Annotated in this window: 25 protein-coding genes, 1 tRNA gene and 1 pseudogene; 16 read left to right on the forward strand and 11 right to left on the reverse strand. The window is 55.9% G+C overall.

Features of this window, described 5'->3' with window-relative positions:
- Nucleotides 1-126: 126 nt before the first annotated feature.
- On the reverse strand, nucleotides 127-1,314 hold the full coding sequence (gene metC / locus LPQ25_RS03525) for a cystathionine beta-lyase (RefSeq protein WP_014906922.1): 1,188 nt from the start codon (nucleotides 1,312-1,314) through the stop codon (nucleotides 127-129).
- 250 nt (nucleotides 1,315-1,564) lie between these two features.
- On the opposite strand from metC, the gene exbB reads away from it, so the two are divergent.
- The 7 genes from exbB (at nucleotide 1,565) to LPQ25_RS03560 (ending at nucleotide 7,864) form a co-directional block, all read left to right on the forward strand.
- The gene (exbB, locus tag LPQ25_RS03530; RefSeq protein WP_004174395.1) at nucleotides 1,565-2,296 is read left to right on the forward strand and encodes a tol-pal system-associated acyl-CoA thioesterase; all 732 of its coding nucleotides are present in this window, start codon (nucleotides 1,565-1,567) and stop codon (nucleotides 2,294-2,296) included.
- 6 nt (nucleotides 2,297-2,302) lie between these two features.
- On the forward strand, nucleotides 2,303-2,728 hold the full coding sequence (gene exbD, locus LPQ25_RS03535) for a TonB system transport protein ExbD (protein WP_002916785.1): 426 nt from the start codon (nucleotides 2,303-2,305) through the stop codon (nucleotides 2,726-2,728).
- Nucleotides 2,729-2,932: 204 nt separating this feature from the next.
- Complete coding sequence (locus LPQ25_RS03540; RefSeq protein ID WP_002916782.1) at nucleotides 2,933-4,351, forward strand: glycoside-pentoside-hexuronide (GPH):cation symporter; 1,419 nt, start codon at nucleotides 2,933-2,935, stop codon at nucleotides 4,349-4,351.
- 13 nt (nucleotides 4,352-4,364) lie between these two features.
- Nucleotides 4,365-5,888: a glycoside hydrolase family 43 protein gene (locus LPQ25_RS03545; protein ID WP_014906923.1), complete on the forward strand. Its 1,524-nt coding sequence runs from the start codon at nucleotides 4,365-4,367 to the stop codon at nucleotides 5,886-5,888.
- A 106-nt stretch (nucleotides 5,889-5,994) separates the two neighbouring features.
- Entirely contained in the window at nucleotides 5,995-6,489 is a 495-nt protein-coding gene (locus LPQ25_RS03550; protein ID WP_004105804.1) for a TIGR00645 family protein, read from the forward strand.
- 121 nt (nucleotides 6,490-6,610) lie between these two features.
- A complete protein-coding gene (gene yghX / locus LPQ25_RS03555; protein ID WP_004144560.1) occupies nucleotides 6,611-7,498 on the forward strand; it encodes a YghX family hydrolase in 888 nt (295 codons plus the stop codon).
- A 78-nt stretch (nucleotides 7,499-7,576) separates the two neighbouring features.
- A complete protein-coding gene (locus LPQ25_RS03560; protein ID WP_002916743.1) occupies nucleotides 7,577-7,864 on the forward strand; it encodes a DUF2623 domain-containing protein in 288 nt (95 codons plus the stop codon).
- A gap of 72 nt (nucleotides 7,865-7,936) precedes the next feature.
- On the opposite strand, the gene yghU is transcribed toward LPQ25_RS03560, so the two are convergent.
- Nucleotides 7,937-8,803, reverse strand: coding sequence for a glutathione-dependent disulfide-bond oxidoreductase (gene yghU, locus LPQ25_RS03565; RefSeq protein WP_014906925.1), 867 nt, complete (start codon nucleotides 8,801-8,803; stop codon nucleotides 7,937-7,939).
- 47 nt (nucleotides 8,804-8,850) lie between these two features.
- Nucleotides 8,851-9,411 (reverse strand): DsbA family protein, encoded by a 561-nt coding sequence (locus LPQ25_RS03570; protein ID WP_014906926.1) that lies wholly within the window; start codon nucleotides 9,409-9,411, stop codon nucleotides 8,851-8,853.
- 20 nt (nucleotides 9,412-9,431) lie between these two features.
- On the opposite strand from LPQ25_RS03570, the gene LPQ25_RS03575 reads away from it, so the two are divergent.
- The 3 genes from LPQ25_RS03575 (at nucleotide 9,432) to LPQ25_RS03585 (ending at nucleotide 12,822) form a co-directional block, all read left to right on the forward strand.
- Nucleotides 9,432-9,554, forward strand: a complete 123-nt coding sequence (locus tag LPQ25_RS03575) for a hypothetical protein (protein ID WP_004217169.1) — start codon at nucleotides 9,432-9,434, stop codon at nucleotides 9,552-9,554.
- A 76-nt stretch (nucleotides 9,555-9,630) separates the two neighbouring features.
- Nucleotides 9,631-11,496: a bifunctional glutathionylspermidine amidase/synthase gene (gene gss / locus LPQ25_RS03580; RefSeq protein WP_002916740.1), complete on the forward strand. Its 1,866-nt coding sequence runs from the start codon at nucleotides 9,631-9,633 to the stop codon at nucleotides 11,494-11,496.
- 144 nt (nucleotides 11,497-11,640) lie between these two features.
- Nucleotides 11,641-12,822: an aminotransferase-like domain-containing protein gene (locus LPQ25_RS03585; protein WP_014906927.1), complete on the forward strand. Its 1,182-nt coding sequence runs from the start codon at nucleotides 11,641-11,643 to the stop codon at nucleotides 12,820-12,822.
- A 176-nt stretch (nucleotides 12,823-12,998) separates the two neighbouring features.
- On the opposite strand, the gene LPQ25_RS03590 is transcribed toward LPQ25_RS03585, so the two are convergent.
- The 3 genes from LPQ25_RS03590 to LPQ25_RS03600 form a co-directional block, all read right to left on the reverse strand.
- Nucleotides 12,999-13,187 (reverse strand): hypothetical protein, encoded by a 189-nt coding sequence (locus LPQ25_RS03590; protein WP_002916738.1) that lies wholly within the window; start codon nucleotides 13,185-13,187, stop codon nucleotides 12,999-13,001.
- A gap of 199 nt (nucleotides 13,188-13,386) precedes the next feature.
- Nucleotides 13,387-13,731, reverse strand: coding sequence for a hypothetical protein (locus LPQ25_RS03595; protein ID WP_004181311.1), 345 nt, complete (start codon nucleotides 13,729-13,731; stop codon nucleotides 13,387-13,389).
- A gap of 86 nt (nucleotides 13,732-13,817) precedes the next feature.
- On the reverse strand, nucleotides 13,818-14,420 hold the full coding sequence (locus LPQ25_RS03600) for a short chain dehydrogenase (RefSeq protein WP_002916735.1): 603 nt from the start codon (nucleotides 14,418-14,420) through the stop codon (nucleotides 13,818-13,820).
- Nucleotides 14,421-14,517: 97 nt separating this feature from the next.
- On the opposite strand from LPQ25_RS03600, the gene LPQ25_RS03605 reads away from it, so the two are divergent.
- Complete coding sequence (locus LPQ25_RS03605; protein ID WP_014906929.1) at nucleotides 14,518-15,429, forward strand: LysR family transcriptional regulator; 912 nt, start codon at nucleotides 14,518-14,520, stop codon at nucleotides 15,427-15,429.
- Here LPQ25_RS03605 and LPQ25_RS03610 read toward each other — a convergent pair whose 3' ends face one another.
- Together LPQ25_RS03610 and LPQ25_RS03615 are read right to left on the reverse strand one after the other, a co-directional pair.
- A complete protein-coding gene (locus tag LPQ25_RS03610) occupies nucleotides 15,430-16,578 on the reverse strand; it encodes a trans-sulfuration enzyme family protein (RefSeq protein WP_014906930.1) in 1,149 nt (382 codons plus the stop codon).
- A 10-nt stretch (nucleotides 16,579-16,588) separates the two neighbouring features.
- Nucleotides 16,589-17,965: a pyridoxal-phosphate dependent enzyme gene (locus tag LPQ25_RS03615; protein WP_014906931.1), complete on the reverse strand. Its 1,377-nt coding sequence runs from the start codon at nucleotides 17,963-17,965 to the stop codon at nucleotides 16,589-16,591.
- A 643-nt stretch (nucleotides 17,966-18,608) separates the two neighbouring features.
- Between LPQ25_RS03615 and LPQ25_RS03620 the strand changes: the two genes are divergently transcribed.
- The 4 genes and pseudogenes from LPQ25_RS03620 to LPQ25_RS03635 all read left to right on the forward strand — a co-directional run.
- Nucleotides 18,609-18,902 (forward strand): type II toxin-antitoxin system TacA family antitoxin, encoded by a 294-nt coding sequence (locus LPQ25_RS03620; protein ID WP_004150912.1) that lies wholly within the window; start codon nucleotides 18,609-18,611, stop codon nucleotides 18,900-18,902.
- Nucleotides 18,899-19,384, forward strand: a complete 486-nt coding sequence (locus tag LPQ25_RS03625; protein WP_004889762.1) for a GNAT family N-acetyltransferase — start codon at nucleotides 18,899-18,901, stop codon at nucleotides 19,382-19,384. The genes LPQ25_RS03620 and LPQ25_RS03625 overlap by 4 nt, the downstream gene beginning before the upstream one ends.
- Before the next feature lie 703 nt (nucleotides 19,385-20,087).
- Nucleotides 20,088-20,681 (forward strand): hypothetical protein, encoded by a 594-nt coding sequence (locus LPQ25_RS03630; RefSeq protein ID WP_004188553.1) that lies wholly within the window; start codon nucleotides 20,088-20,090, stop codon nucleotides 20,679-20,681.
- A gap of 96 nt (nucleotides 20,682-20,777) precedes the next feature.
- Nucleotides 20,778-20,994, forward strand: a pseudogene (locus tag LPQ25_RS03635) (transposase); the annotation flags it as partial.
- A gap of 494 nt (nucleotides 20,995-21,488) precedes the next feature.
- On the opposite strand, the gene LPQ25_RS03640 reads toward LPQ25_RS03635, so the two are convergent.
- Nucleotides 21,489-21,564: transfer RNA gene (locus tag LPQ25_RS03640), tRNA-Phe, on the reverse strand.
- Nucleotides 21,565-21,669: 105 nt separating this feature from the next.
- Nucleotides 21,670-22,383, reverse strand: coding sequence for a DUF554 domain-containing protein (locus tag LPQ25_RS03645; protein ID WP_002916694.1), 714 nt, complete (start codon nucleotides 22,381-22,383; stop codon nucleotides 21,670-21,672).
- Between the two features lie 419 nt (nucleotides 22,384-22,802).
- Here LPQ25_RS03645 and LPQ25_RS03650 point away from each other — a divergent pair, with 419 nt between their 5' ends.
- Nucleotides 22,803-24,941 (forward strand): ornithine decarboxylase, encoded by a 2,139-nt coding sequence (locus LPQ25_RS03650; protein WP_234599497.1) that lies wholly within the window; start codon nucleotides 22,803-22,805, stop codon nucleotides 24,939-24,941.
- A 43-nt stretch (nucleotides 24,942-24,984) separates the two neighbouring features.
- Here the strand turns inward: LPQ25_RS03650 and LPQ25_RS03655 are convergent, their stop codons facing one another.
- Nucleotides 24,985-26,238: a nucleoside permease gene (locus LPQ25_RS03655; RefSeq protein ID WP_226340364.1), complete on the reverse strand. Its 1,254-nt coding sequence runs from the start codon at nucleotides 26,236-26,238 to the stop codon at nucleotides 24,985-24,987.
- Nucleotides 26,239-26,322 lie beyond the last annotated feature (84 nt).

Consider the following 26,322-nt stretch of genomic DNA (forward strand, 5'->3'; position numbering starts at 1 on the left):
TTCCTAAGTGGTACCGTATTTTTGACTAGTGTACTCCTGAAGAGGCCCGAGCACCTTGATCCCGGGCGCAACAAAAGCGGCCGCTTTGCTAAAAAGCGTCCGCTATTGTTGCCACTGACTGTCACTTTACACGATACGCGCGAAGCCCGCTGCTAAATCCGCCTGCAGATCGTCAACATTTTCGAGACCAATGTGCAGGCGGATCAGCGTGCCGCTGAAGTCGACTTCAGCATCCGGTCGAATGTGGGCGATTTGCTCCGGCTGGTTGGCGAGAATCAGCGACTCAAAGCCGCCCCACGAATAGGCCATACTGAACAGGCTGAAATTGTCGAGATACTCCGCCAGTTCGGCATCATTGAGGCGCTTGCTGAGCACAAACGAGAATAGCCCGCTGCTGCCGGTGAAATCACGTTTCCAGAACTCATGACCTTTACTGCCGGGCAGGGCGGGGTGGTTTACCCGCGCCACCTGCGGGTGCTGCGCCAGCCACTCGGCGATGCGCAGGCTGCTTTCATGATGCTGACGCAGGCGAACGCCCAGGGTGCGCAGGCCGCGGCTGGTCATATAGGCAGTATCGGCGTCCAGCATTTGCCCCATCAGGTAGGCATTTTCACGCAGCTGCGGCCAGCAGCGCGCGTTAGCCACCGCGGTGCCCACCATGGCGTCGGAATGGCCGATCAGGTATTTGGTGCCTGCCTGAATGGAAATATCAATGCCAAAATCCAGGGCTTTAAACAGGATCCCCGCCGCCCAGGTGTTATCGATCATGATAATCGCTTCCGGGGCGACCTGACGCACGGCGGCGACTATCGCCGGCACATCGTGCACTTCCATGGTGATCGAGCCGGGCGATTCGAGGAACACCACGCGGGTCTCAGGGCGAACCAGACGGGCGATATCGGCACCGATTAAGGGATCGAACCAGCTGGTGGTGACGCCGAGTTTGGCGAGAATTTTGGTACAAAAGTCCTGGCTTGGCTCATAGGCGGTATTGGTCATCAGCACATGGTCGCCTTGCTCGACAAACGCCAGGATAGTGTTAGCCACCGCCGCGGCGCCGCAGGGGAAGAGGGCGCAGCCGGCGCCGCCTTCCAGCTCGCACATCGCTTCCTGCAGCGAGAAATGGGTCAGGGTGCCGCGACGACCGTAGAACAGCTCGCCGTTGGCCCGATTGCGGGTGGCGTACTTTTTGGCCTCGACGGTGTCGAAAACCAGCGATGACGCGCGCTGGATAACGCTGTTCACTGAGCCCTGGGTGTACTTTTTGCTCCGCCCGGCGTTGACCAGCGCGGTATCAAGATGTTTATCAGCCATGTTGACGAACCTGTTTTTATACGTCTGGACGTCTAAACTAACATGAATCTGCTTTTCTGTACCAGCGCACCGCCGATACAGGCGAAAATTTTACCCGGCCCGCGGTTAGCCGCTTTTTTACTGCGTAAGCGCAAGGAAAATAAACGTGATTTGCTGCACAGTGTAAATACTAATGAGAACCACTATCAATTCGATGTCGTTTTGATATTATTGTGGGCAGATTTTGTGATTATCGTCGTGGAGATAGAGCGTGGGTAATAATTTGATGCAGGCGGATCTCTCCGTTTGGGGTATGTATCATCATGCCGATATTGTCGTTAAGGTGGTGATGATTGGCCTGATTCTGGCGTCGGTCGTCACATGGGCCATCTTCTTCGGTAAAGGGGCGGAAATCCTCGCCAGCAAGCGTCGCCTCAAACGTGAACAGCAGCAGCTGGCGGAAGCCCGCTCTCTCGATCAGGCCAGCGATATCGCCAGCGCCTTTGAGGCGAAAAGCCTCACCACCCAGCTTATCAATGAAGCGCAGAACGAACTCGAACTCTCTGCCGGTGCCGAAGACAATGAAGGCATCAAGGAACGAACCGGTTTTCGCCTTGAGCGCCGCGTTGCGGCGGTTGGTCGCCATATGGGGCGCGGTAACGGCTATCTGGCGACCATCGGCGCCATTTCCCCGTTTGTGGGCCTGTTTGGTACCGTCTGGGGCATCATGAACAGCTTTATCGGCATCGCCCAGACCCAGACCACCAATCTTGCGGTGGTAGCGCCGGGCATCGCAGAAGCGCTGCTGGCGACGGCCATCGGCCTGTTCGCCGCCATCCCGGCGGTGGTCATCTATAACATCTTCGCCCGCATGATCGGCAGCTACAAGGCCTCGCTCGGCGACGTCGCCGCTCAGGTACTCCTGCTGCAAAGCCGCGATCTGGACCTCAGCGCCAGCGGCGTGAAGCCGGTGCGCAGCGCGCAGAAATTACGGGTAGGTTGATCGGCTATGGCGATGCGTCTTAATGAAAACCTGGACGATAACGGCGAAATGCATGAGATCAACGTGACGCCGTTTATCGACGTCATGCTGGTTCTGCTGATTATCTTTATGGTGGCCGCGCCGCTGGCGACGGTCGACGTGAAGGTCAATCTGCCGGCCTCCTCCAGCCAGCCGCAACCGCGACCGGAAAAACCCATCTACCTGTCGGTGAAGGCGGATAAGAGCATGTTCCTCGGCAACGACCCGGTTACCGAAGCGAATATGATTAACGCCCTGGATAGCCTGACCGCCGGCAAAAAAGATACCACCGTCTTCTTCCGCGCGGATAAAACCGTCGATTACGAGACGATGATGAAAGTGATGGATACCCTGCATCAGGCGGGCTATCTCAAGATCGGGCTGGTGGGCGAAGAGACCGTCAAAGCGAAGTAACCTCCCCCTTTCCACTTTTCTCCTCAGGCTGGCCTTGCGCCAGCTTTTTAATAGGTGACGCAATAACTTGTAAGACCAATCTTATAGATGTGTGACAACTTTCTCAGTTAACAGAAAACATAAACCCGATGCGAAAAATGACAATAGGATAGTTTTTATCCTGCCTCTACAGTGAATACCACTTCATCTGAGAGGGATTATATTGTGAATCACGATAATAAACTGTCATTTGCGGAGAAGCTGGGATATGGCATGGGGGATGCAGCCTGCGGTATCGTTTACTCTTCGGTAACCATGTTTCTGACATGGTTTTATACGGATATTTACGGGCTTTCTGCTGCCGCAGTCGGAGTGATGTTCCTGGTGACGCGGGTTCTGGATGCGATTACCGATCCGCTAACCGGCATTGTTGCAGACCGTGTAAAGACCCGCTGGGGCCATTTTCGCCCGTGGCTTATCTGGTTTGCCGTACCTTATGCCGTGCTGGCGGTAATGACCTTCACGACTCCGGAATTTGGCGCATCGGGTAAACTGGTTTATGCCTACCTGACCTACACCTTACTCATGCTGTGTTACACCTTTATCAATATTCCCTACTGCGCATTGGGCGGAGTCATTACGCGTGATGAGAAGGATCGCCTTTCAGCCCAGTCATATCGTTTTACGATCTCATCTCTGGCCGGTCTGATGGTTTCTGTCGCAACCCTGTTCCTGGTGGATTTTTTCGGTAAAGAAAATAAGCAGTTTGGTTTTCAGGCGACAATGGGAATCATGGGCGCGATCGCTATTGTAATGCTGGCTTTTTGCTTCTTCTCTACCAAAGAACGCGTGGCTCCAGCTGTTGAACAGCAGGGGAGCATACGCGAAGACCTCCGTCAGCTGCTGGCGAATGACCAGTGGCGTATTGTGGCGATAATTACTTTTTTCTCCAGTATGGCCGGGGTTATGCGCAGCGCCGCCACGCTCTATTATGCAACCTACCTGATGTTAGGCGGTGTGGAGTCAGCGGCGGGAACGGCCATGAAATCAGCATTTGTTTCCACCAGTGTCGTTGGCACGATTATCGGCAGCATCGCCGCCGGATGGCTGGCCAAGCGCTATCGCGCGGTATCGCTGTTTAAAAATATCAACCTCCTGCTGGTCCTGGTTGGCGTCGTAATGTTCTTTGTGCCGCCGACCTGGCTGCCGGTGGTGTTCCCTTTATACTTCCTGGTCGGCTTCTTCCATCAGATGTACCAGCCGTTTAAATGGAACATGATGGCCAACGCTGCCGATTATGGCGAATGGAAGTTTGGCCGTCGCATCACGGGATTATCCTATTCCGGTAATCTGTTTGCTTTGAAAATGGGCATGGCGGTTGCTGGCGCCGCCGTAGGTTTTTCGCTTGGGCTATTTGGCTATCAGGCGGGCGTAACGGCGCAGACTCCGTTGGCGACAATGGGAATTGTGGGGCTGTTAACCCTCGGTCCATCACTATCTTACCTGCTCCTGTGGTGGCTGGCGCGTTTCTATAAGCTGGATGACAAAATGATGCAGACAATTCAGCGCGAGCTGTCCATGCGTCAGCAGCAGGGGCATTCAGAGACGCATTTGCCGCTAAACGCCGTTCCGGAAAAGGCCTGAGGAGATGCGAAATATGACCCCTTCTGAATACCAGAATCCTATCTTATGCGCCGATTATTCCGACCCGGATATCGTGCGCGTAGGCGATGATTTCTTTATGGTCTCTTCCAGTTTTAACCATGTGCCCGCTTTACCGATCCTGCATTCAACGGACCTGGTTAATTGGACTATCATCAACCACGTTATGGATGAACTGCCGCTACCTGGTTATGACCGGTATCAGCCGGGTAAGGGCGTATGGGCGCCGTCGATTCGCTGGCACGATGGCAAGCTGTGGGTCTGCTTCAGCACGCCAGATGAAGGTATTTTTATCTGCCATACCGAGGATCCGTGGGGGGAATGGAGCGCTCCGCACTGCCTGCGCGAGGCCAGAGGTTGGATAGATCCCTGCCCGTTCTGGGACGACAATGGTCAGGCCTGGTTGGTACATGCCTTCGCCCATAGCCGCAGCGGCATCAAGCATAAACTGCAGTTGTTTGCGATGGCGCCGGACGCCAGCGAATTGCTGGGCGAAGGGCAGATTATCTATGACGGCTGCTGCGATTTACCTACCCTTGAGGGGCCAAAGGTTTATCAACGCGCCGGTTGGTACTACATCTTTGCTCCTGCGGGCGGGGTTGAAAATGGCTGGCAGACGGTACTGCGCGCGCGCCAGATGACGGGGCCCTGGGAAGCCAAAAACGTGCTTTTCCAGGGAAACACCTCGATAAACGGACCACATCAGGGCGGCTGGGTGGAGGGTGAGGAGGGCGAATGCTGGTTTGTTCATTTCCAGGACTTACACCTCTATGGCCGCGTGGTTCACCTCCAGCCGATGTCCTGGGGTAACGATGGCTGGCCGCGTATCGGTGAGCAGATTGGCAACGGCGGCGTCGGACAGCCGGTTTTACGTTGGCCGCGTCCTAAAGGGTTAACGCCTTCACCGGCAATGGCGCCGCAAACCAGCGACTATTTTGCGCAAGGCCAACCGGGAATACAGTGGCAGTGGCAGGCTAACCCCAGCCCTGAGTGGCTGCTGCCAGCGAAAGGCGAACTTCGATTACGCTGCGTCCCATTATCCGAAGTCGATGGACAGAGAGCGTTATACTGGGCGCCGCAGCTGTTGCTGCAGAAATTCCCGGCGCTAACTTTTAGCGCGAAAACAAGCGTAACGTTATATGCCGCTCAGGACGGTGATGCCGGAGGCCTGATCGTATACGGCGAACGCTACGCCGCTTTGCTGGTGGAGTTTGGGCAAGGGGGTTACCGGCTCGTGTGGCGACACGGTTGGATGAGCGATGCGGGCGTGGTGCGCGAAACTCGTCAGGTTCTTGCTGAGCTTAAGTGCGGCAAGTGTCAGCTGCAGGTGGCCGTAGGCGAAGGCGGACTGTGTCAATTTTCCTGGCGAGCCGAGGAGGAGTGGCGGAAGGTTCCTCTTTGTTTTGCTGCCGGGAAGGGAAAATGGGTCGGCGCGAAATTTGGCCTGCTGGCTGCTTCAATGGTTGGCCTACAAAGCGAGGGCTACTCCGCTTTGCAGGACTTTGAGGTCATGCTTTAAAGAAACCGTTTCTGGCCGCCTGCAGATGACGCGGGCGGCTGATGTTGCATAAGCGTTACCCTGTTGCGATATAATGGCGGCCGTTTATGTTAACTGACAGGATCTTATGGAACGCTTTCTGGAAAATGCTATGTACGCCTCGCGCTGGCTGCTGGCGCCGGTTTATTTTGGCCTCTCGCTCGGTCTGATTGCGCTGACCATCAAATTTTTTCAGGAGATCTTCCACATACTGCCGCATATTTTTAGCGTCAGCGAGTCGGATATGATTCTGACCCTGCTGTCGCTGGTGGATATGACCCTGGTGGGCGGTTTGCTGGTGATGGTGATGTTCTCCGGGTATGAAAATTTTGTCTCGCAGCTGGATATTAACGAGGGTAAAGAAAAACTCAGCTGGCTGGGCAAAATGGACGCGACTTCGCTGAAAAATAAGGTTGCCGCCTCCATCGTGGCGATCTCCTCTATTCACCTGCTGCGGGTGTTTATGGATGCGAAAAACGTCCCGGACAATAAGCTGATGTGGTACGTGATTATCCACCTGACCTTCGTGCTTTCGGCCTTTGTGATGGGCTACCTTGATCGTCTGACCAAAGTGAAACACTGATCCCTTCTCTCCCGGCGGTGTTAGCCGCTGGGCTGTTTCTCCCTGTTTCATGCTTTTCTGGGCTGGCGTATGTCCGGGCTTCTGCTTTGCTTAAAGAGCGCTTAACAACGGAGGCAGGGTGATGACGCGATTAACGGCCAAAGATTTCCCGCAGCAGTTGCTCGAATATTATGACTACTATGCCCACGGCAAAATCAGTAAACGCGAGTTTCTCCAGCTGGCGGGGAAATATACTGTCGGCGGGATGACCGCGCTGGCGCTGTTTAATCTGCTGAAGCCCGACTATGCCCTGGCAGAGCAGGTACCGTTCACCGACCCGGATATCCGCCCGGAGTATATTCATTATCCCTCTCCTGACGGTCACGGCGAAGTGCGGGCTTACCTGGTGACGCCGACAAAAATAGCCGACAAAGCGCCCGCTGTGGTGGTGGTGCATGAGAACCGCGGCCTGAACCCCTATATTGAAGATGTAGCCCGGCGGGTAGCGAAAGCGGGGTACATCGCGCTGGCGCCGGATGGCCTGAGCGCCGTCGGCGGCTATCCGGGGAATGATGATGAAGGCCGCGCCCTACAGCAGAAAGTCGATCCCGTGAAGCTGATGAATGATTTTTTTGCGGCGGTCGCGTTTATGGCGAACTATCCACAGGCGACGGGGAAGGTCGGTATCACCGGTTTTTGCTACGGCGGCGGCGTCAGCAACGCGGCGGCGGTGGCGATCCCGGAGCTGGCCTGCGCGGTGCCGTTTTACGGTCGCCAGCCGCCGCTGAAGGAGGTTGATAAAATTAAAGCACCGCTGCTGCTGCACTATGCCGGCCTCGATAGCGGCATTAATGAAGGCTGGCCTGCCTATGAACAGGCGTTGAAGGAACACCATAAAGTCTACGAGGCCTATTTCTATCAGGGCGTGAATCACGGCTTTCATAATGATTCCACGCCGCGCTACGATCGGGCTGCGGCTGATCTGGCCTGGCAACGCACGCTGGCATGGTTTGAGAAGTATTTACGCTAGCGCAACCGTCATAAATAGCGCTACCGCTCGCTCAAAAAAACGCTATATAATTTATTATATAACGATTGGGAGGGCGCGATGGAAAATCATTTTGGCAAAGGCTTAATGGCGGGGCTACAGGCATCCTATGCTGACACCGCCGCGCATGCGGCGAATTTTTGCGCCGACTATAAACGCGGGTTTGTGCTCGGCTACTCGCACCGCATGTTTGAAAAAACCGGCGACCGCCAGCTCAGCGCCTGGGAAGCGGGGATCCTCACCCGTCGCTATGGCCTTGACAGAGATATGGTGATGGATTTCTTCAAAGAAGGTGGGTCGGGTATGGCAATGCGCTATTTTCTGGCGGGCTATCGGCTGGAAAGCTAAACAGGACGGCTTCGCAGGCGGAACCGTCCTGTGGTGGGAACCCTTTCCCGTCAACGGGAAAGGGTGAGGACCTTACGCCTGGCGCTTATCTTCCGTTTGGGTGTCAAAGTCTCGGGCGTCATGGCGCTCATGCAGCTGCTCATTGAGCGGGCCGTTGGTGCGGTTGACGATGCGTCCGCGCTTGACGGCCGGGCGGTTGCCGACATCCTGCGCCCAGCGCAGCACGTTTTTATAGCTCCCGGCATCGAGGAACTCCGCCGCGTTATAGACATTGCCCAGCACTACGTTGCCATACCACGGCCAGACAGCCATATCGGCGATGGTGTACTCCTCGCCGGCCACATAGCGACCGCGGGCGAGCTGTTTGTCCAGCACGTCGAGCTGGCGTTTGGCTTCCATCGTAAAGCGGTCGATCGCGTACTCGATCTTCACTGGCGCATAGTTATAGAAGTGGCCGAAGCCGCCGCCGAGGAACGGCGCCGCGCCCTGCAGCCAGAACAGCCAGTTGAGGGTTTCGGTGCGACCGGCAGGATCTTTCGGCAGGAAGAAACCAAATTTTTCCGCCAGATAGAGAAGAATGTTGCCGGACTCAAATACCCGGGTCGGCGGCGTGGTGGAATGGTCGCTGAGGGCCGGGATCTTCGAGTTCGGGTTGATCTCGATAAAGCCGCTGGAAAACTGATCCCCTTCGCCAATGCGTATCAGCCAGGCATCGTACTCCGCGCCGCTGACGCCCAGCGCCAGCAGCTCCTCCAGCATGATCGTCACCTTCTGGCCGTTGGGTGTACCGAGTGAGTATAGCTGGAGCGGATGGGTTCCTACCGGCAGGACGCGTTCATGAGTCGCGCCGGAAACGGGACGGTTGATGTTGGCGAACGCGCCGCCGCTGTTTTGCTTCCATTCCCACACTTTTGGTGGCTGGTAGTTTTGCTCTGACATGCTGGTTTGCCTTTTTCGTGGATGTACAAAAAGTGTAGCAGGTGACCTCAGGCCATAATCCGCGCGGCCCACACGCTGACATCATCGCCGCTGCCCAGATCCGGCTGCACCAGGCCGTTGACCATAAAGGTCGGCGAGACATGGATGCCGTTCTGACGGGCGTATTTACTGTGCCACTTGATCACGTCCTGCAGCTCCGGGCGGGCAAAGGCGGCCCCCAGCAGCACGTGACTGTAGCGTTCAATGCGCTCAATGATTTGCTGCGGCGTGGCGTTCATGTTCGGCCCGCTGCAGTGATCGGTAAACTCAAACTCTTCCCGATGGTCGGCCACGGCCTGCATCACCTTATGCGCCTGCTCTCTGCCGTGCGGCAGGGTGGACGCGGCGAGGATGCAGCGGACGATAACCCCGGAGAACAGATGCCACGGCTGCGACTGCAGGCGTATCTTGATGGTCACGTTATCGGCGCCGACCTCATCGAGCAGATCGTCGAGTTTATTAAACGCGCGGACAGAGTAGGGGCAGGTGGGCTCAAGGAACACCTCAAACGTCCGCGGGCCGTGTCCCCAGGCCAGCGGTTGGGCATTCAGATGCGAGGGTGTGCTCATTATCGACTCCTGATGTTGCGTTGTTTTTTTGTTATATCACCGATAACGATATCACTTTTGTTTCCGGCTGCAGGGTTATTTTCCTTAACGGCACGATTAGCGAAACGAATGAGTGGTATCATCGTTACACCTCTGTCTGGTAAGTGCCTGCGGCAGGATAAGAAGAGGGAGTTTTGTTTCGCCAACTGCCCGGGCTGCATTAATTTGAGGTCAGGCTAAATGAGCAAAGGATCGACAAGCAGTGACGCCCCGTTTGGGACATTGTTAGGCTATGCACCCGGTGGCGTAGCGATTTATTCATCGAATTACAGTAGCTTAAATCCGCAGGACTACCCGGATGACGCGACGTTTCGCAGCTACATCGGCAATGAGTATATGGGGCATAAATGGCAGTGCGTGGAGTTTGCGCGCCGCTTTCTGTTCCTGACCTATGGCTTTGTCTTCACCGATGTGGGGATGGCTTATGAAATCTTCTCCCTGCGTTTCCTGCGCGAAGTGGTCAATGACAATATTTTGCCGCTGCAGGCCTTCGCCAACGGCTCCCGCCGTCCGCCTATCGCTGGTTCGCTGCTGATCTGGCAGAAGGGGGGCGAGTTTAAGCACACCGGCCATGTGGCGGTGATCACCCAGCTTGTCGGCAATAAGGTGCGTATCGCCGAGCAGAACGTGATTCACTCGCCGCTGCCGCAGGGCCAGCAGTGGACCCGCGAGCTGACCCTCGAGGTCAACGACGGCCGGTACACGATCAAAGATACCTTTGCCGATACCGAAATTTTAGGCTGGATGATCCAGACCGCTGATACCGAACACAGCCTGCCGCAGCCGGTGCTGCCGGGCGAGGCGATGGCCATCAAAGGCGCGCGGCTGCCAAACAACGGCCAGTTTCGCGGTAAATGGCTGAACGAGAAAGACCCGCTGCAGAAAGCCTACGTGGCAGCCAACGGTCATTTCATCAACCAGGATCCCTATCAGTATTTCACCATCAGCGAAAGTGCCGAACAGGAGCTGATCAAAGCCACCAACGAGCTGCACCTGATGTATCTGCACGCCACCGATAAGGTGATGAAGGATGACAACCTGCTGGCGCTGTTCGATATTCCGAAAATTCTCTGGCCTCGTCTGCGCCTCTCGTGGCAGCGCCGCCGTCATCATATGATCACCGGGCGCATGGATTTTTGCATGGACGAGCGCGGGCTGAAGGTGTACGAGTACAATGCCGATTCCGCTTCCTGCCATACCGAAGGCGGGCTGATCCTCGAACAGTGGCTGAAGCAGGGCTACTACGGCACCGGCCACAACCCGGCGGAAGGTCTGCTCGATGAGCTGGCGGGGGCGTGGAAACACAGCCGGGCGCGGCCCTTCGTCCACATCATGCAGGACAAGGATCTGGAAGAGAACTACCACGCGCAGTTTATTCAGCGTTCGCTGACCCAGGCCGGTTTTGAGAGCAAAATTCTCTTTGGCCTTGATGAGCTGCGCTGGGACGCTGCCGGTCAGCTGATCGACGCCGACGGGCGGCTGGTCAACTGCGTCTGGAAAACCTGGGCATGGGAAACCGCCATTGAGCAGGTGCGCGAAGTCAGCGCCGAGGAGTACGCGGCGGTACCGATTCGTACCGGACATCCGCAGAATGAGGTGCGGCTGATTGACGTCCTGCTGCGTCCTGAAGTATTGGTATTCGAACCCCTGTGGACGGTGATCCCCGGCAACAAAGCCATTCTGCCGGTGCTGTGGTCGCTGTTCCCGCATCATCGCTATCTGCTGGATACCGATTTTGAGGTTAACGACGAGCTGGCGAAAACCGGCTATGCGGTGAAGCCTATTTCCGGGCGCTGCGGCAACAATATCGACCTGATCGGCCCTCAGGATGAACTTCTGGATAAGACCAGCGGCCAGTTTGTCGATCGCAAGAATATCTACCAGCAGCTGTGGTGCCTGCCGAAAGTGGACGGTAAGTACATTCAGGTGTGCACATTTACCGTCGGCGGTAACTACGGCGGTACCTGCCTGCGCGGCGATTCGTCGCTGGTGGTGAAAAAAGAGAGCGATATCGAGCCGTTAATCGTTTTGAAAGACAAAGCATGACGTACGAAACCCGGGTAGCGGCATACCCCTGTCCGGGTGACAACGTACTGAAAAGGATAGCCCCGGCATGGTAAGCGCCGCCGGGAGCACCTGCAACAAAGCCAAGATAATTAACACAACAACAAGACAGAAAAGGAAAATAGTATGCACGATCGGCGTCTCGCCGCCCGCGCGGGTGAACTCAAGCCCTCCGCCGTCCGCGAACTTCTCAAGCACAGTAAACTGCCCGGCGTGATTTCGCTTGGCGGCGGCATTCCGGCCCCGGAACTGTTTGATACCGAAGGCCTGGAGCTGGCGGTGCAGAAGGTGATGAGCGAGCGTTTTAATGACGCATTCCAGTACGGTCTGACGGAAGGCTACCCGCCGCTGCGCCAGGCGGTGAGTGAAATTTGCCACTCCCGTGGCGTCGCCTGTTCAGCCGCCCAGGTCTATATCACCTCCGGCTCCCAGCAATCGCTGGATATCGTTGCCCGTACGCTGCTCGATCCGGGCGATACTATCGTCGTTGAGCGTCCCACTTATCTGGCGGCGCTGCAGGTATTTCAGCTGGCGCAGGCCAATATTCTCAGCGTTGACACCGACGATGACGGGATGCTGGTGGAGCAGTTGGCCGACCTGCTGGAGACCACCCGCGTCAAAGCTGTTTACCTGGTGCCGACGTTCGGCAATCCCGGCGGCAAAACGCTGAGCGAGGCGCGTCGTCGCCGGTTGGTTGAGCTGGCGAAAAAATATGATTTCGTCATTCTGGAAGACGATCCCTACGGCGAAATTAGCTTTACTGACGCCGTTCGGCGCCCGCTCTATCAGCATGCTGTCGAGCTGGGCTGTGAAGATCAGGTGGTTTACACCTCGACTTTTTCGAAAATCCTCGCGCCAGGGATGCGTATCGGCTGGATCGTCATGCCGGACTGGCTGGCGCAGCAGACGGTGATTGTGAAGCAGGCGGCGGATCTGCATACCAATATGCTGTCGCAGGTGATCACTGCGGAATACCTCAGTCTGAACCGGCTGGATAACCAGATTGCGTTGATTCGCGAAGACTACCGCAAGAAGTGCGTGGCGCTGGCCGATGCGCTGGAAAGCCGCCTTGGCGAGCACCTGGAATTCAGCCGCCCGCAGGGGGGGATGTTCCTGTGGGCGCGTTTCCGCTATCCGTTCGATACCATGGAATGGATGAAGAAAACGCTGGAAAACGGCGTGGTGTACGTCCCGGGTGAAGCGTTCTATCACGATAAGCCGGATACCCGTACCCTGCGTCTTTCTTACTCCACGGTGTCAGAAGCCGGATTGCTGGCGGCCGTTGAGCGGCTGGCGGCCTCCCTGTAACGTCTCTGCTGTGCGCCGCTTTTCGGCGGCGCGCAGCCCTGCGTGACGTTAACGTCCAGCGCAGGGTCAATCCGTTTCGGCGATCCGGTCATCGAGCCAGACCAGCATCAGCGCTGCGAAAAAAGCCAGCGCAAAGGTTCCAATAAACAACCACATAGACGTCCCTCGCGGGTTAATTATTTTGCTGATTCTACCGGAGAGCGATCGTTGCGGTCGGCGATGGAGATTTTAGTTCCGGCGGAATGGCTGGCGAGAGAGAAAAAGTCATCGGCATCAATATCGAAGTTAAGAATAATTTCCCTGTATTTTCCACCGTTAATTAACGCTTTGGCTTCTTTAACACTACTGGCAATAATGACAGGCATCAGTTTTATCTCATTTTGAAAACTGTGAAGCAAAATAAGAGTTAGTTCGTACCAGATCAACTACTTTTTATCGTATTCCGCCGCAGAAAAAACGTCGTACTGTGACGCGACGACGACCGGATATTTTGTGACAGCGATCCGGTCATCAACAGCACAATCTTATTCGACGCTGGCGATATGCTGCAATTTTGCCAACTCGTCAGGATGATTTCCCCTGTTGTTTTTCGCGCAATATCTCGCCGCAGCGCTGCTTGTCCTGACGCAGCGCCTGCTGTTCCTGCGGGCTGAGCTGGCGCCAGGTATCCAGCATCCGCTGCCCCAGCGCCGGAAGGTAATGGGTTTTATGCAGCGCGTAGTCAGAATTTCCCCCCTCGACGATATTCTGCATATCGTGGAGGAACTGGCGGCTGTCGTCATGATCGATTATGCAAAATACCGCCCGGTAGTAAGCTTCATCTTCCTCGGTGTAATGCGGGGTGAACCACCAGATCAGCAGCGCGATAAGCGCCAGTAGCGGGATAATTAAGGATAATTTTTTCAACATCAGTTTTTCGGCCGGAGACAATCAGCCGTCAGTGTACCTGCAACGACGGCCTGATGTAAGCGCCGGCCCCGGCGGGCCGGCACAGGCTAGTAGCCGACCGGGTAGATGCGGCCGGTCTGAACGCCTTCAATGCTGCGGCGATAGGCCTGCGCCACGGCGGCGGCGGGAACGCTGGGGAAGCCCGGGAAAAAGTCGCCGTAGGCCGCCAGCGACTCGCTGAGCACGGTGGGGCTGATGAGATTGATGCGGATCCCGCGCGGCAGTTCGCAGGCGGCGGCGCGGACAAAGCCTTCCAGACCGGCGTTGACCGTCGTGGCATTGACCCCCTGAGCAATGGGTTCCTGCGCGACAATACCGCTGACCAGGGTAATCGACCCCCCGTCGCGCAGAAAATGCTGGCCGACCAGCGCCAGGCGAATTTGTCCCAGCAGCTTGTCCTGCAGTCCGAGGTTGAACTGGCTGTCGGTCATGGTGCTTAACGGCCCAAAGTGCAGATTGCCGGTGGTGGAGACGATGGCATCTACTTCACCCGTTTGGGCAAATAGCGCCTCGACGCTCTCCTGCGAGGTGATATCCACCTGATAATCTCCCCGGGTGCGGCCGACGCGGATAACGTCATGTCTCTGACTCAGTTCTTCGCTGACCGCGCGACCGATGGTGCCGCTGGCACCGATAACGATAATTTTCATGGCAGACTCCTGATGAGGTGAGAGGCTATTTTTTAATAAAAGTAATCTCGGATAAACTGGCTAAAAGTTAGAACATTACTAACCAGAGGTTAGCAATATGGACAAATTACGAGGGATGGAGACGTTTATTGCCGTGGTGGAGTGCGGCAGCTTTACCGGGGCGGCGTCGCGCCTGGGGCTGTCGGCGGTGATGGTTGGGAAATATATCGCCCAGTTGGAAAGCCAGCTGGCGACGCGTCTGCTGGAGCGTAACACCCGACGCCAGAGCCTCACCGACGCCGGGCGAGTCTATTTTGACGAAGCGAAACGGGTGATGGAGCAGGTCTCCATCGCCGAAAGCGCGGTCGAGCGGCTGCGGCTGGCGCCGGCCGGCACCCTGCGGGTGAGCGCTCCCACCTCGTTCGGCGCCAGCGTGATCGCGCCCCTGACCGCCACCTTCCTGCAGGCCTGGCCTGCGGTCCGGGTGGAACTGGATCTGACTAACCGGATGGTCGATCTGGTGGATGAGGGGGTCGATCTGGCGATCCGTATCGGCGAGATCCATCAGGAGGATCTGGTGGCTCGCTACCTGGCGCCGTATCGGATGGTGATCTGCGCCGCGCCGGCTTATCTGGCGCGTTACGGAACGCCCGGCAGGCCGGAAGATCTCGCCGATCATCTCTGTCTGTCCCATACGGTCTGGACCGCCCGCAACGAGTGGCGGCTGCCGGGCGTAGAGGGAGAAGTGCGCTGGAAACGCGATGCGGTTTTGCGCTGCAACGATGGCTACGCGCTGCGCCAGGCGGCGATCGCCGGGGCCGGGCTGCTGATGCAGCCGGAGGTACTGCTGGCCGATGCGCTGGCCAGCGGCAGCCTGGTGCGCGTGCTGGAGGCGTGGACCCCACAGCCGAGACCCGTGCATCTGCTCTGGCGCCAGGATCGTCGGCCCCTGCCGAAGCTGACGCAGTTTATCGCCCACCTTCAGCAGGGAATGGCCGACGCGCTGACAACGACCCGCGCGTCGGAATAATCACTCCGCCCGCAGCGCCTGCTGCCAGTCGGCAATCAGATCGTGAGGATCTTCGATCCCCACCGACAGGCGGATCAGCTGCGGTGTGATACCGTTCGCCAGGCGTTTCTCCAGCGGGATCGAGGCATGGGTCATGCTGAAGGGCTGGCTCACCAGACTCTCCACGCCGCCCAGGCTCTCCGCAAGCGTAAACCAGCGCAGCTTGCTGATAATGCGCTCGGCGTAACCTTCATCGCCCTTCACCACCACCGAAATCATGCCGCCGGGCAGGGCCATTTGCCGGCGCGCCAGCTGATGATGCGGGTGCGAGGCCAGCCAGGGAAACCAGACTCGCTCCACTTCCGGCTGCTGTTCCAGCCATTCGGCGAGCTGCAGCGCGTTCGCGCTGTGGCGCTCCATCCGCAGCGCCAGGGTACGGATGCCGCGCAGCGTCAGGAAGCTGCTGAACGGGTCAAGCACGCCGCCTACCGCATTCTGCAGATAGCCAAGCTTTTCCGCGAGCTCGGAGTTATCGCCAACCACCGCCAGGCCGGCGACGACATCGGAATGGCCGTTGAGGTACTTGGTCGCGGAGTGCACCACAATATCAAACTCATGCTCCAGCGGGCGATGGATCGCCGGCGAAGCGAAGGTGTTATCGGCGACGCTGATCAGGTTATGGCGGCGCGCGATGGCGGCGATGGCGCTGAGATCCGCGAGCTTCAGCAGCGGGTTGGTGGGCGTTTCCACCCAGATCATGCGGGTGTCGGGGCGGATCGCCGCTTCAATTCCCGCCAGGTCGTCGGGTTTCACCCAGCTCACCTGCAGACCAGCGCTACGGCGGCGAACGTTTTCCAGCAGGCGGTAAGTGCCGCCATACACATCATCGACCGCCACCAGGTGACTGTCCTTATCCAGCAGCTCCAGCACGGTGGAGATGGCGGCCAGCCCTGAGGCGAACGCGTAGCCGCGCGTGCCGTTTTCCAGGTCGGCGATCGCCGTCTCCAGCGCGTGGCGGGTGGGATTCCCGCTGCGGGAATATTCATAACCGGTATGCTGCCCCGGCGCTAGCTGAGCAAAAGTGGAGGTGGCATAAATCGGCGGCATCACTGCGCCGTGGCTGTCGGTGAAGGTTCCGCTATGTACACTCAGGGTGTGGATAGATGACATAAAAAATTCCTTATTGTGCGACTCGGTTACGCCAGGCGGTCAATACATCGCTGCGGGTGACCAGGCCAAGAAAACGCGCGTTGTCAGCGATCACCGCCACCAGACCGCGATCGAGAATGGCCTGCAGTTCGCTCTCGGGCGCATGCTTATCGAGGGTTTCAACATGGCGACTCATCGCTTCGCTAACCGGCAGGGAGAAGCGTTGGCGATCGCCCTGTACGTGGCGGATCAAATCCCACTCATCGACGATGCCGACCACGCGGCCATCCTCCAGAACCGGCAGCTGGGAGATGTCATACAGCCGCATGCGGGTAAAGACCGCGGCCAGGGTGTCGTCCGGCGCGGCCGTGACGGTAGCGCCTTCGTCATGGCGCAGGGCGATAAAATCACTGAGATCGCCCTGTTCGGGGCGGGCAATCAGTCCTTGCTGGCGCATCCAGTCGTCGTTGAACATTTTGGACAGGTATTTATTGCCGCTGTCGCAGGCGAAGGTTACTACCCGTTTCGGACGGCTTTGCGCCCGGCAGTAGCGCAGCGCGGCGCTGAGCAGGGTGCCGGTGGAAGAACCGGCCAGCACGCCTTCGACCTGCAGCAGCTGGCGCGCAGTCTGGAATGCTTCGCGGTCGCTGACGCGATACGCGGTATGTACCCCCTCCAGCCTGGCCAGCGGCGGGATAAAATCTTCGCCGATCCCTTCGACCAGCCAGGATCCCGTTTCGCCGTAGCGTCCGGTGTCGACCTGATCGGCTAGGATCGAACCCGCCGGATCGGCGAGAATAAATTCCGTTTTCGGCGAGTGCTCAGCAAACCAGGCCTGAAGCCCACCCAGCGTGCCGCCGGAGCCGACGCCGACGATGATGGCGTCGATGTCGCCCTCCAGCTGCTGATAAAGCTCCGGCGCAGTGGAGGTGGCATGGGCCAGCGGATTAGCGTCGTTGTTAAACTGGTCGATATAAAAGGCGCCCGGCGTTTCATCGGCAAGGCGGCGGGCATAATCCTGGTAGTAGGCCGGGTGGCCTTTATTGACGTCGGAGCGGGTGAGCAGCACCGTCGCGCCCAGCGCCCGCAGATGAAAGATTTTCTCGCGGCTCATTTTGTCCGGCACCACCAGGATCAGGCGGTAATTTTTCTGCGCCGCGATCAGCGCCAGGCCGAGACCGGTGTTGCCGGCGGTGGCTTCGATAATCGTTCCCCCGGGCGCCAGTTTTCCCTGGCGCTCGGCTTCATTAATCATCGACAGCGCAACCCGATCTTTAATTGACCCGCCGGGGTTCTGATTTTCCAGTTTTAAAAACAGACTGCAGGGCCCGGTATCCAGTTTGTGCAACTGGAGCAGGGGAGTATGACCGATCAGGTCGCTCACGGAATGAAACAGTGACATAACCATTTACCCACTCGTTTAAGATATTTTTGCATGCTAGAACTGTGAAAACGGTTATTTAAAGAATATTTCTCTGTCATTTAGCGCAAAATGGAATATAAGATGCTATTTGGCCATCTGGAGGGAAAGCAGGGCAGCCACCTGGGCGGATCGATTTCCAGAAAAGGGCGTTTTTAGCCGCTTTTAGCGGGAAAATGGCGATTTTAATCAGTGTGTTATCTGATATCTGAAAATGTATTTGCGAAAAGATTCTATGGAGAATAGGCCTGCGCTTGTCGTTAACTAGCAGCGGGCTGGCCAGGAGAAAAACGCAGCAGGGAAATCACGGGTTAACGCAGTTCGATGGAGAGTCCGGCTACAGAAAAGCAAAAACCCGCCTTTTGGGCGGGTTCTTTAAATAGTGGTGCCCGGACTCGGGAACATTCAGTACTCTATTAACTTGAAATTTATCATAAATCTGTTTTTGGTTGATTATCAAAACTCAGAGTTAGACCCATAATTTTACTTTCAAATCAAAATACTAGATTTGAATATTTAAAGGCATGTTCGGTTCGATACTCCGATTCGATTCCTTAAAATTTATCGTAATGACATCTGCGTTACGCGTGTTGTATACTTAATATCCACAGAAACACAAGAGGACAACACGATGCCAGCCGCAAACAGCATGTCCATAAAACGCGAAACGTTAAATCTGCGCATTAAACCTGCCGAACGCGATCTTATTGATCGGGCGGCGAAAGCCAGAGGGAAAAACCGCACAGACTTTGTGCTGGAGGCCGCCCGCGCTGCCGCTGAGGAAGCGCTGATTGAGCAACGCATCATTATGGCCGATCCGCAGGCTTATCAGGAATTTCTCGCTCGTCTGGATCAGGCTCCTGCACCTAATGCCGCACTGCGTAAAACTATGCAGACCCCTGCGCCGTGGGAACAGGAAGAATGATCTCGGCACCAGAACCGCTTCATGCCGGGCATATTCTTACCCCGTTTTGCTGCGGTATAGATTCCATGGATCACTGGCTGAAACAGCGGGCGATGAAAAATCAGGTTACTGGCGCATCCCGCACCTTTGTCTGCTGCGACGACGCGAAGGTGATGGCTTACTACTCACTGGCTTCCAGCGCTGTGACGACAAATACTGCGCCGGGTCGTTTTCGCCGCAATATGCCTGACCCGATCCCGGTTGTGGTACTGGGTCGTCTGGCGGTGGATAAATCACTACATGGGAAAGGTGTCGGGCGGGCGCTGGTACGTGATGCCGGGCTGCGTGTGATTCAGGTGGCGGAGACTATCGGCATTCGCGGGATGCTGGTTCACGCCCTGTCGGATGAAGCACGGGATTTTTACCTGCGGGTGGGGTTTGAGCCGTCGCCGATGGATTCGATGATGTTGATGGTGACGTTGAGGGATTTGGTTAATGCCTGATGGGTATTATTTATAATTACAAGAGAATCTGAAGTGTTTGTTAAACCCGTAGCGATTCAGTCCCACATGTATCGTCGGTCAGATTATCAACCTGGGACCACGGTCCCATCTGCTCATTTTAGTACTATTTAGTCTGTGACTATGGTCCCAACTGACGGTCAGAAGGCTTCCAACTGTATGTCAAATTTATGCATAACAGTCTGAACCAAGTAATGCAGATTTGTCGTACCGTGACTGGCTATCAAGCTCTTTGAACGCGAATAGACGTGGATGCAGATCTAAGTAATAAGCTCCCCGCTGTAGCTGGGAAAATCCGACAAAGGATGTTCTATATGGACTCACAGGATGTATTGTATATCGTCCGATGTTACGGCGTCGTCAAGCGGTCCTTTACCGCTCCAGGTCACCAATTAGCATATGGAAGCTTAAAGGTCGCCGATGGCGAACTAGATAAGGTTGCCTGCAAAATTCACCGCACAGGTGAAAACAGCCCAGTTAGTCACGACAAGCCATAAAATTAAAATGAATTGACGACGCCGTGCAAATCACATTTTATCGCCGCTATGAACGCTGTGTTCCGGAAACGGCAAAACGGGGAGGGGATGAATAAACCTGCATGTTCTAAGTAATAATTTGTTGCTATGTTGAACGCGAAGGATGATAATTGCTAACAGGAAGCTAATATTACTAAAGGGAAATTTAGATGCCTTCAATTCTCGCAAGGTTGTCAGTTTGTATTATTCTGTCATTGTTTATGGTTTCTTGTTCGGGAAGTTTTGATAAAACTATTGATTATCAAGACGCTAAACAGATGCCCGGCTATGGGTATATAGTCATGGATTTCAGACTGGCAAATGAAATGGCGTATGGCAATGGCTATATTCCAGGAAAAACAAACTATACAATTTCTTATAAAAATAAAGGTGATATTTTTTTTGTTGATATTCAGCATGCTGATTTTCGTAATAGAATATTAAAGGCATACATACCATATATGAAAGGCTATACCTTAATAGGTATAGGGAGAAGTTATTGGTATCCTTTTTTTAGATGTGATAAATGTGACAATGAGCCACAGTTAAAATTTTTATATATAAACATTGTAAAATCTGTGGATGAAGCATGGTGTAGTGAAACAACTTATAAAAATTTACGATCATTTAATGCAATGGACGGTTGCTCCCAAATGGTAGGTGTAGAAGAATCTAGAAAAGTTACAGGAGATGTTCTTATCACCCCAGAATTAAAATCTGATTTCCAGGGGATGTTCACCCCTTATCTGAAGCCAGGACGTTAATCACGAGGCTCTTAAGTTGATCTCCTCCCAGAAAAGAGTGACAGGATAAACTGAAGTCTACGGTTTTTCTTCCATCTCATAGAGAGGCATATCGCCATGAAAAAGACCCGTTATACCGAAGAACAGATTGCATTTGCACTGAAGCAGGCCGAAACCGGCATCTGTGTCGGGGAAGTCTGCCGAAAGATGGGCATTTCTGAAGCCATTTTTATAATTAGAAGAGAAATTCGCTGCTCTGGGCGTAACTGAACTTGAATTGCGTCGTCTGCGGCAACTGGAGGATGAAAATCAGCGGCTGAAAAAGCTTGTGGCTATAAGACCTACCGGGGTGGAGTCAGCTCACCCTCAGTTGTACCCTCGCAATGGACATGATGCGGGTTGAAGTTGATTGAGTTGGGTGGAGTTAAGGGATTGAAGAGATGTTGATTTCTGCGGGCTTGGAATGCAAAAACGGACCTCCGTGGAGGTCCGTTGCTATGAATTTGGTGCCCGGACTCGGACTAACGCCGCAGGCGTTGAACAGCGCGCGTGTCGCGCTAGCCCCGAAGGGTGAGCCGCTGTGCGGCGAATAATCGAACGCAGTTCGATGGAGAGTCCGGCTACAGAAAAGCAAAAACCCGCCTTGTGGGCGGGTTCTTTAAATAGTGGTGCCCGGACTCGGACTAACGCCGCAGGCGTTGAACAGCGCGCGTGCCGCGCTGGCCCGAAGGGGTGAGCCGCTGTGCGGCGAATAATCGAACGCAGTTCGATGGAGAGTCCGGTCGTAGAAAAGCAAAAACCCGCCTTGTGGGCGGGTTCTTTAAATAGTGGTGCCCGGACTCGGAATCGAACCAAGGACACGGGGATTTTCAATCCCCTGCTCTACCGACTGAGCTATCCGGGCAACGGGGCGCATTAAACCGTAATCGCCGCGCCTCGTCAACGAAATTTATCTGTTTTGCAGCAGACTGAACAATCTATCACCACATTGCGCTAAAAGCACGCGTTTTCAGGCAAAAAACAGCGTCCAGGCCGCGGAAATCGGCATCGCCAGCACCAGCGCAGGCAGCATATTCACTACGGCAAACATTTTTATCCCGCAGATGCGCAGCCCGGTGGCCACCAGCAGCATGCCGCCGACGGCGCTGAAATCCGCCAGCATCATCGGCGTGGTAAGCGGCATAATGATCGCCGCGCAGGCTGCAAGAGTCAGCTGGATAAGCAGCATCGGTACGCTGATGGCGGCGACGGCAATGCCCAGGGTGCAGGCGAAGATGGTGGCGGTGAAAAAGTCGAGAAACGCTTTGGCAATCAGAATGCTGGCGTCGCCGGTCATCCCTTCGCGCATGGCGCCGAAGACGCCGGTGCCGCTGGCGCAGAACAGGACGATAATCGCCACATAGCTCTGAATATAAGACTCATGAGCCGAAGCCTTTTTCTTGCCTTTCGCTGACATCAACTGCTGGAGTTTACTGACCAGCGTATTGATGCCTTTTTCCATATTGCATATTTCGCCGAGCAGCGTCCCCACCAGGGTCGACAGCACCATCACCGGCAGATTGGCGCACTTAATGACCAGTAAAATGCCGATGCCCAATGACGCCAGGCCAAAAATAGAGGTCATTGCGGTGCGGATCCGTTCCGGCAACCGTTGGCTGAGTAAGGCGCCCAGCACACCGCCGACCAGCACCGCGCTGGCGTTAATAAAAGGTCCTGTAACCACGCTGACTCCTGTTAAAAATCCCTGATAACCGCATTATTATGGCGTTAACTTACCGGGAAAGCTTGTGTATCCGTGATATAAGTGCATACGGTTTTCATCTTGCGCCTGTTCGGGAAAGGTGCCATGATTGCGCGAATTTTCTCCTCCCTGATATGAGGCCGCCGATGACGACACAGCCATTATCTCGCCAGCGACGCCGCGCCCAGATGCGCGGGCTGCCTCATCTTGCTACGCTTACCCCTCTGTTCACCATGCGGTGAAGGACACGTATGCTCACTGTAGGGCAACAGTAAGATCGGACGCGTCTGCTTTTACTGATGTCCGGCGGTCGGAGCTGAATCCGTCAGACCCGGACACATCGTTGGGCAAGGTCTCCCTTGTCTGAGATTTTTACACTCCCGATACGGGCATTTGCGCTTATGAAATCCATGCACATTGCCGCCAGCTGCGAGCTGGTCACCCGCTTGTCCACCCACCGTCGCGTTGTGGCGCTGGACAGTACCGATTTTACCGATGTGGCGGCAGTCGTCATCTCCGTGGCCGACAGTCGCAGCGGCATCCTTACTCTCCTCAGGCGTAGCGGATTTAACCTGCCGGTCTACCTGCTGAGTGAGACGGCGGTCGACAAGCCGGAGGGGGTGCAGGCGGTGAGCGCCGGTAAAGATCAGGAGTGGCTGGAGCTGGAGGCGGCGGCCTGTGATTATGAAGCGCGTCTGCTGCCGCCGTTTTTCAATACCCTGACCCAGTACGTCGAGATGGATAACAGCACCTTTGCCTGTCCGGGGCATCAGCACGGGGCGTTTTTCAAAAAGCACCCTGCAGGCCGTCAGTTCTATGACTTTTTTGGCGAAAATGTCTTTCGCGCCGACATGTGCAACGCCGATGTGAAATTAGGCGATCTGCTGATCCACGAAGGATCGGCCAAGCACGCGCAGAAGTTCGCTGCGAAGGTGTTCAACGCGGATAAAACCTACTTCGTCCTCAACGGCACCTCGGCGGCCAACAAAGTCGTGACCAACGCGCTGTTGACCCGCGGCGATCTGGTGCTGTTCGATCGCAACAACCACAAGTCAAACCATCACGGGGCGCTGATCCAGGCGGGGGCGACGCCTGTTTACCTGGAAGCCGCGCGCAATCCGTTCGGCTTTATCGGCGGCATTGACGAGCGCTGCTTTGATGAGCATTACCTGCGGGATCTCATCCGCGAAGCGGCGCCTGAGAAAGCCAATGCCTCCCGCCCGTTTCGTCTGGCGGTGATCCAGCTCGGAACCTACGACGGCACGGTCTATAACGCCCGCCAGGTGGTGGATAAAATAGGCCACCTCTGCGATTACATCCTGTTCGACTCGGCGTGGGTGGGCTATGAGCAGTTTATCCCAATGATGGCCGACTGCTCGCCGCTGCTGCTGGAGCTGACCCCCGACGATCCGGGTATTTTTGTCACCCAGTCCGTGCACAAGCAGCAGGCCGGCTTCTCACAGACGTCGCAGATCCATAAAAAAGATAACCATCTGCGCGGCCAGGCGCGCTTCTGTCCGCACAAGCGGCTGAATAACGCCTTTATGCTGCATGCCTCCACCAGCCCGTTCTATCCGCTGTTCGCCGCGCTGGACGTTAACGCTAAAATCCATGAAGGTGAGAGCGGCCGTCGCCTGTGGGCCGAGTGCGTGGCGCTGGGCATTGAGGCGCGCAAAGCGATCATCGCCAACTGCAAGATGATCCAGCCCTTTATTCCGCCGATGGTGGCGGGGCGCCCGTGGCAGGATCACCCGACCGAGGCGATCGCCCGGGAGCGCCGCTTCTTCAGCTTCGAACCCGACGCGCGCTGGCATGGTTTTGAAGGCTACGCGGACGACCAGTATTTTGTCGACCCGTGCAAGCTGTTGCTGACCACCCTGGGCATTGACGCGGAGAGCGGGGAGTACAGTGAGTTTGGCATCCCGGCAACCATTCTGGCGCATTATCTGCGTGAAAACGGCATCGTGCCGGAGAAGTGCGATCTCAACTCGATTCTGTTCCTGCTGACGCCGGCGGAGAGCGCCGAAAAAATGGCGCAGCTGGTGGCGATGCTGGGGCAGTTTGAACAGCATATTGAAGCGGATACGCCGCTGGCCGATGTGTTGCCGACCATCTATAACAAATATCCGGTACGTTATCGCGACTATACCCTGCGCGAGCTGTGCCAGGAGATGCACGATCTGTACGTTAGCTTTGACGTGAAGAGCCTGCAAAAAGAGATGTTCCGTAAACGGAGCTTCCCAAGGGTGGTGATGAATCCCCAGGATGCCAACCACGAGTTTATTCGCGGCAACGTTGAGCTGGTGCGTCTGAGCGAGGCGGAAGGCCGCGTCGCGGCGGAGGGGGCGCTGCCGTATCCGCCGGGCGTGCTGTGCGTGGTGCCCGGCGAGGTCTGGGGCGGCGCCGTGCTGCGCTATTTCCTCGCGCTGGAGGAGGGGGTCAATATGCTGCCTGGCTTCTCGCCGGAGCTGCAGGGGGTTTACAGCGAGACGGATCCGGACGGCATTAAGCGGCTGTATGGCTACGTGCTGAAGGGATAAAAAAACGCCCCGCCGAACAGGCGGGGCGTTTTACTTTTGCCGATCACACGCTCTGCTGGGCGGCGGTCGGTTGTCTGACGTGTTTGTATTTGAACAGCGCCACGAAGGCAAAGGCCAGCACCAGCGAATAGTCGGCGAAAATCAGCCACACGCTCTGCCAGTCAGTGATCCCCTCGACGGTAAAGTGTTCGACGACTTTGCCGCTCACCATCCCGCCGAGAATACAGCCGAAGCCGTTGGTCATCATCAGGAACATCCCCTGAGCGCTGGCGCGGATTTCCGGGCGCACCTCTTTCTCAACGAACACCGAACCGGAGATGTTAAAGAAGTCGAAGGCGCAGCCGTAGACGATCATCGACAGCACCAGCAGTACAGTGCCGAACGGCGTCGGGTCGCCAAAGGCGAACAGGCCGAAGCGCAGCATCCACGCCACAATACTGATAAGCATCACGTTCTTAATGCCGTAGCGGCTAAGGAAGAATGGGATGGTCAGGATAAACAGCGTTTCGGAAATCTGCGAAATCGACATCAGCACTGACGCGTGCTCGACGATAAAGCTGCCGGCAAACAGCGGATCTTTATCGAAGCTGTGCAGGAAGGTGTTACCGAACATGTTAGTGATTTGCAGCTCGGCGCCGAGCATCATCGAGAAGATAAAGAAGATAGCCATACGCTTGTTTTTAAACAGCGCAAAAGCGTTCAGGCCGAGCATCTCCGTCCAGCTTTGATTGCGCTGGGCGTTGGCGACCGGAATATGCGGCAGCGTCAGGGTGAACAGAGTCAGCAGGACCGACAGCGTCGCGCCAATGTACAGCTGCATATGGCTCAGTTCAAAGCCGGAGAAGCTCACGCCCCACATGGCGAGGATAAAGCCGATGGTGCCCCAGATACGAATTGGCGGGAAATCGGTGACAATATCCAGCCCCGCCGACTGCAGGCGGTAGTAGGAGATGGTATTGATCAAGCCAAGCGTCGGCATATAGGCCAGCGAGTTAAGCAGGATCACGAGGAACATCTCGCCCGGCGTGGTGACCTGCGCCGCGAGGTACAGCGTTAACGCGCCGACCAGGTGGCAGATGGCGTATACCCATTTGGCGCTGATCCACTTATCGGCGACGATGCCGAGCAGCGTCGGCATCAACACCGCGGCGATACCGAGCGAGCTATACACTGCGCCGATTGCCGCGCCGTCAAACTTCAGCGTGACAAACATGTACGAGCCAAGCGTGGTGAGCCAGCTCCCCCAAAGGCAGAACTGCAGGAACGACAGTATTTTGAGCTGCAGCTTAAGATTCATGTAGTTATCCTCACGAATGTGGGCTTGTTATGTTTTTAAAATAACAATAATCCCGTTATTTTGATGCGATTCTATCATTCACTA

Source organism: Klebsiella sp. KPN54798 (assembly GCF_021184225.1).
In the GTDB taxonomy this organism is placed as follows: domain Bacteria; phylum Pseudomonadota; class Gammaproteobacteria; order Enterobacterales; family Enterobacteriaceae; genus Klebsiella; species Klebsiella pneumoniae.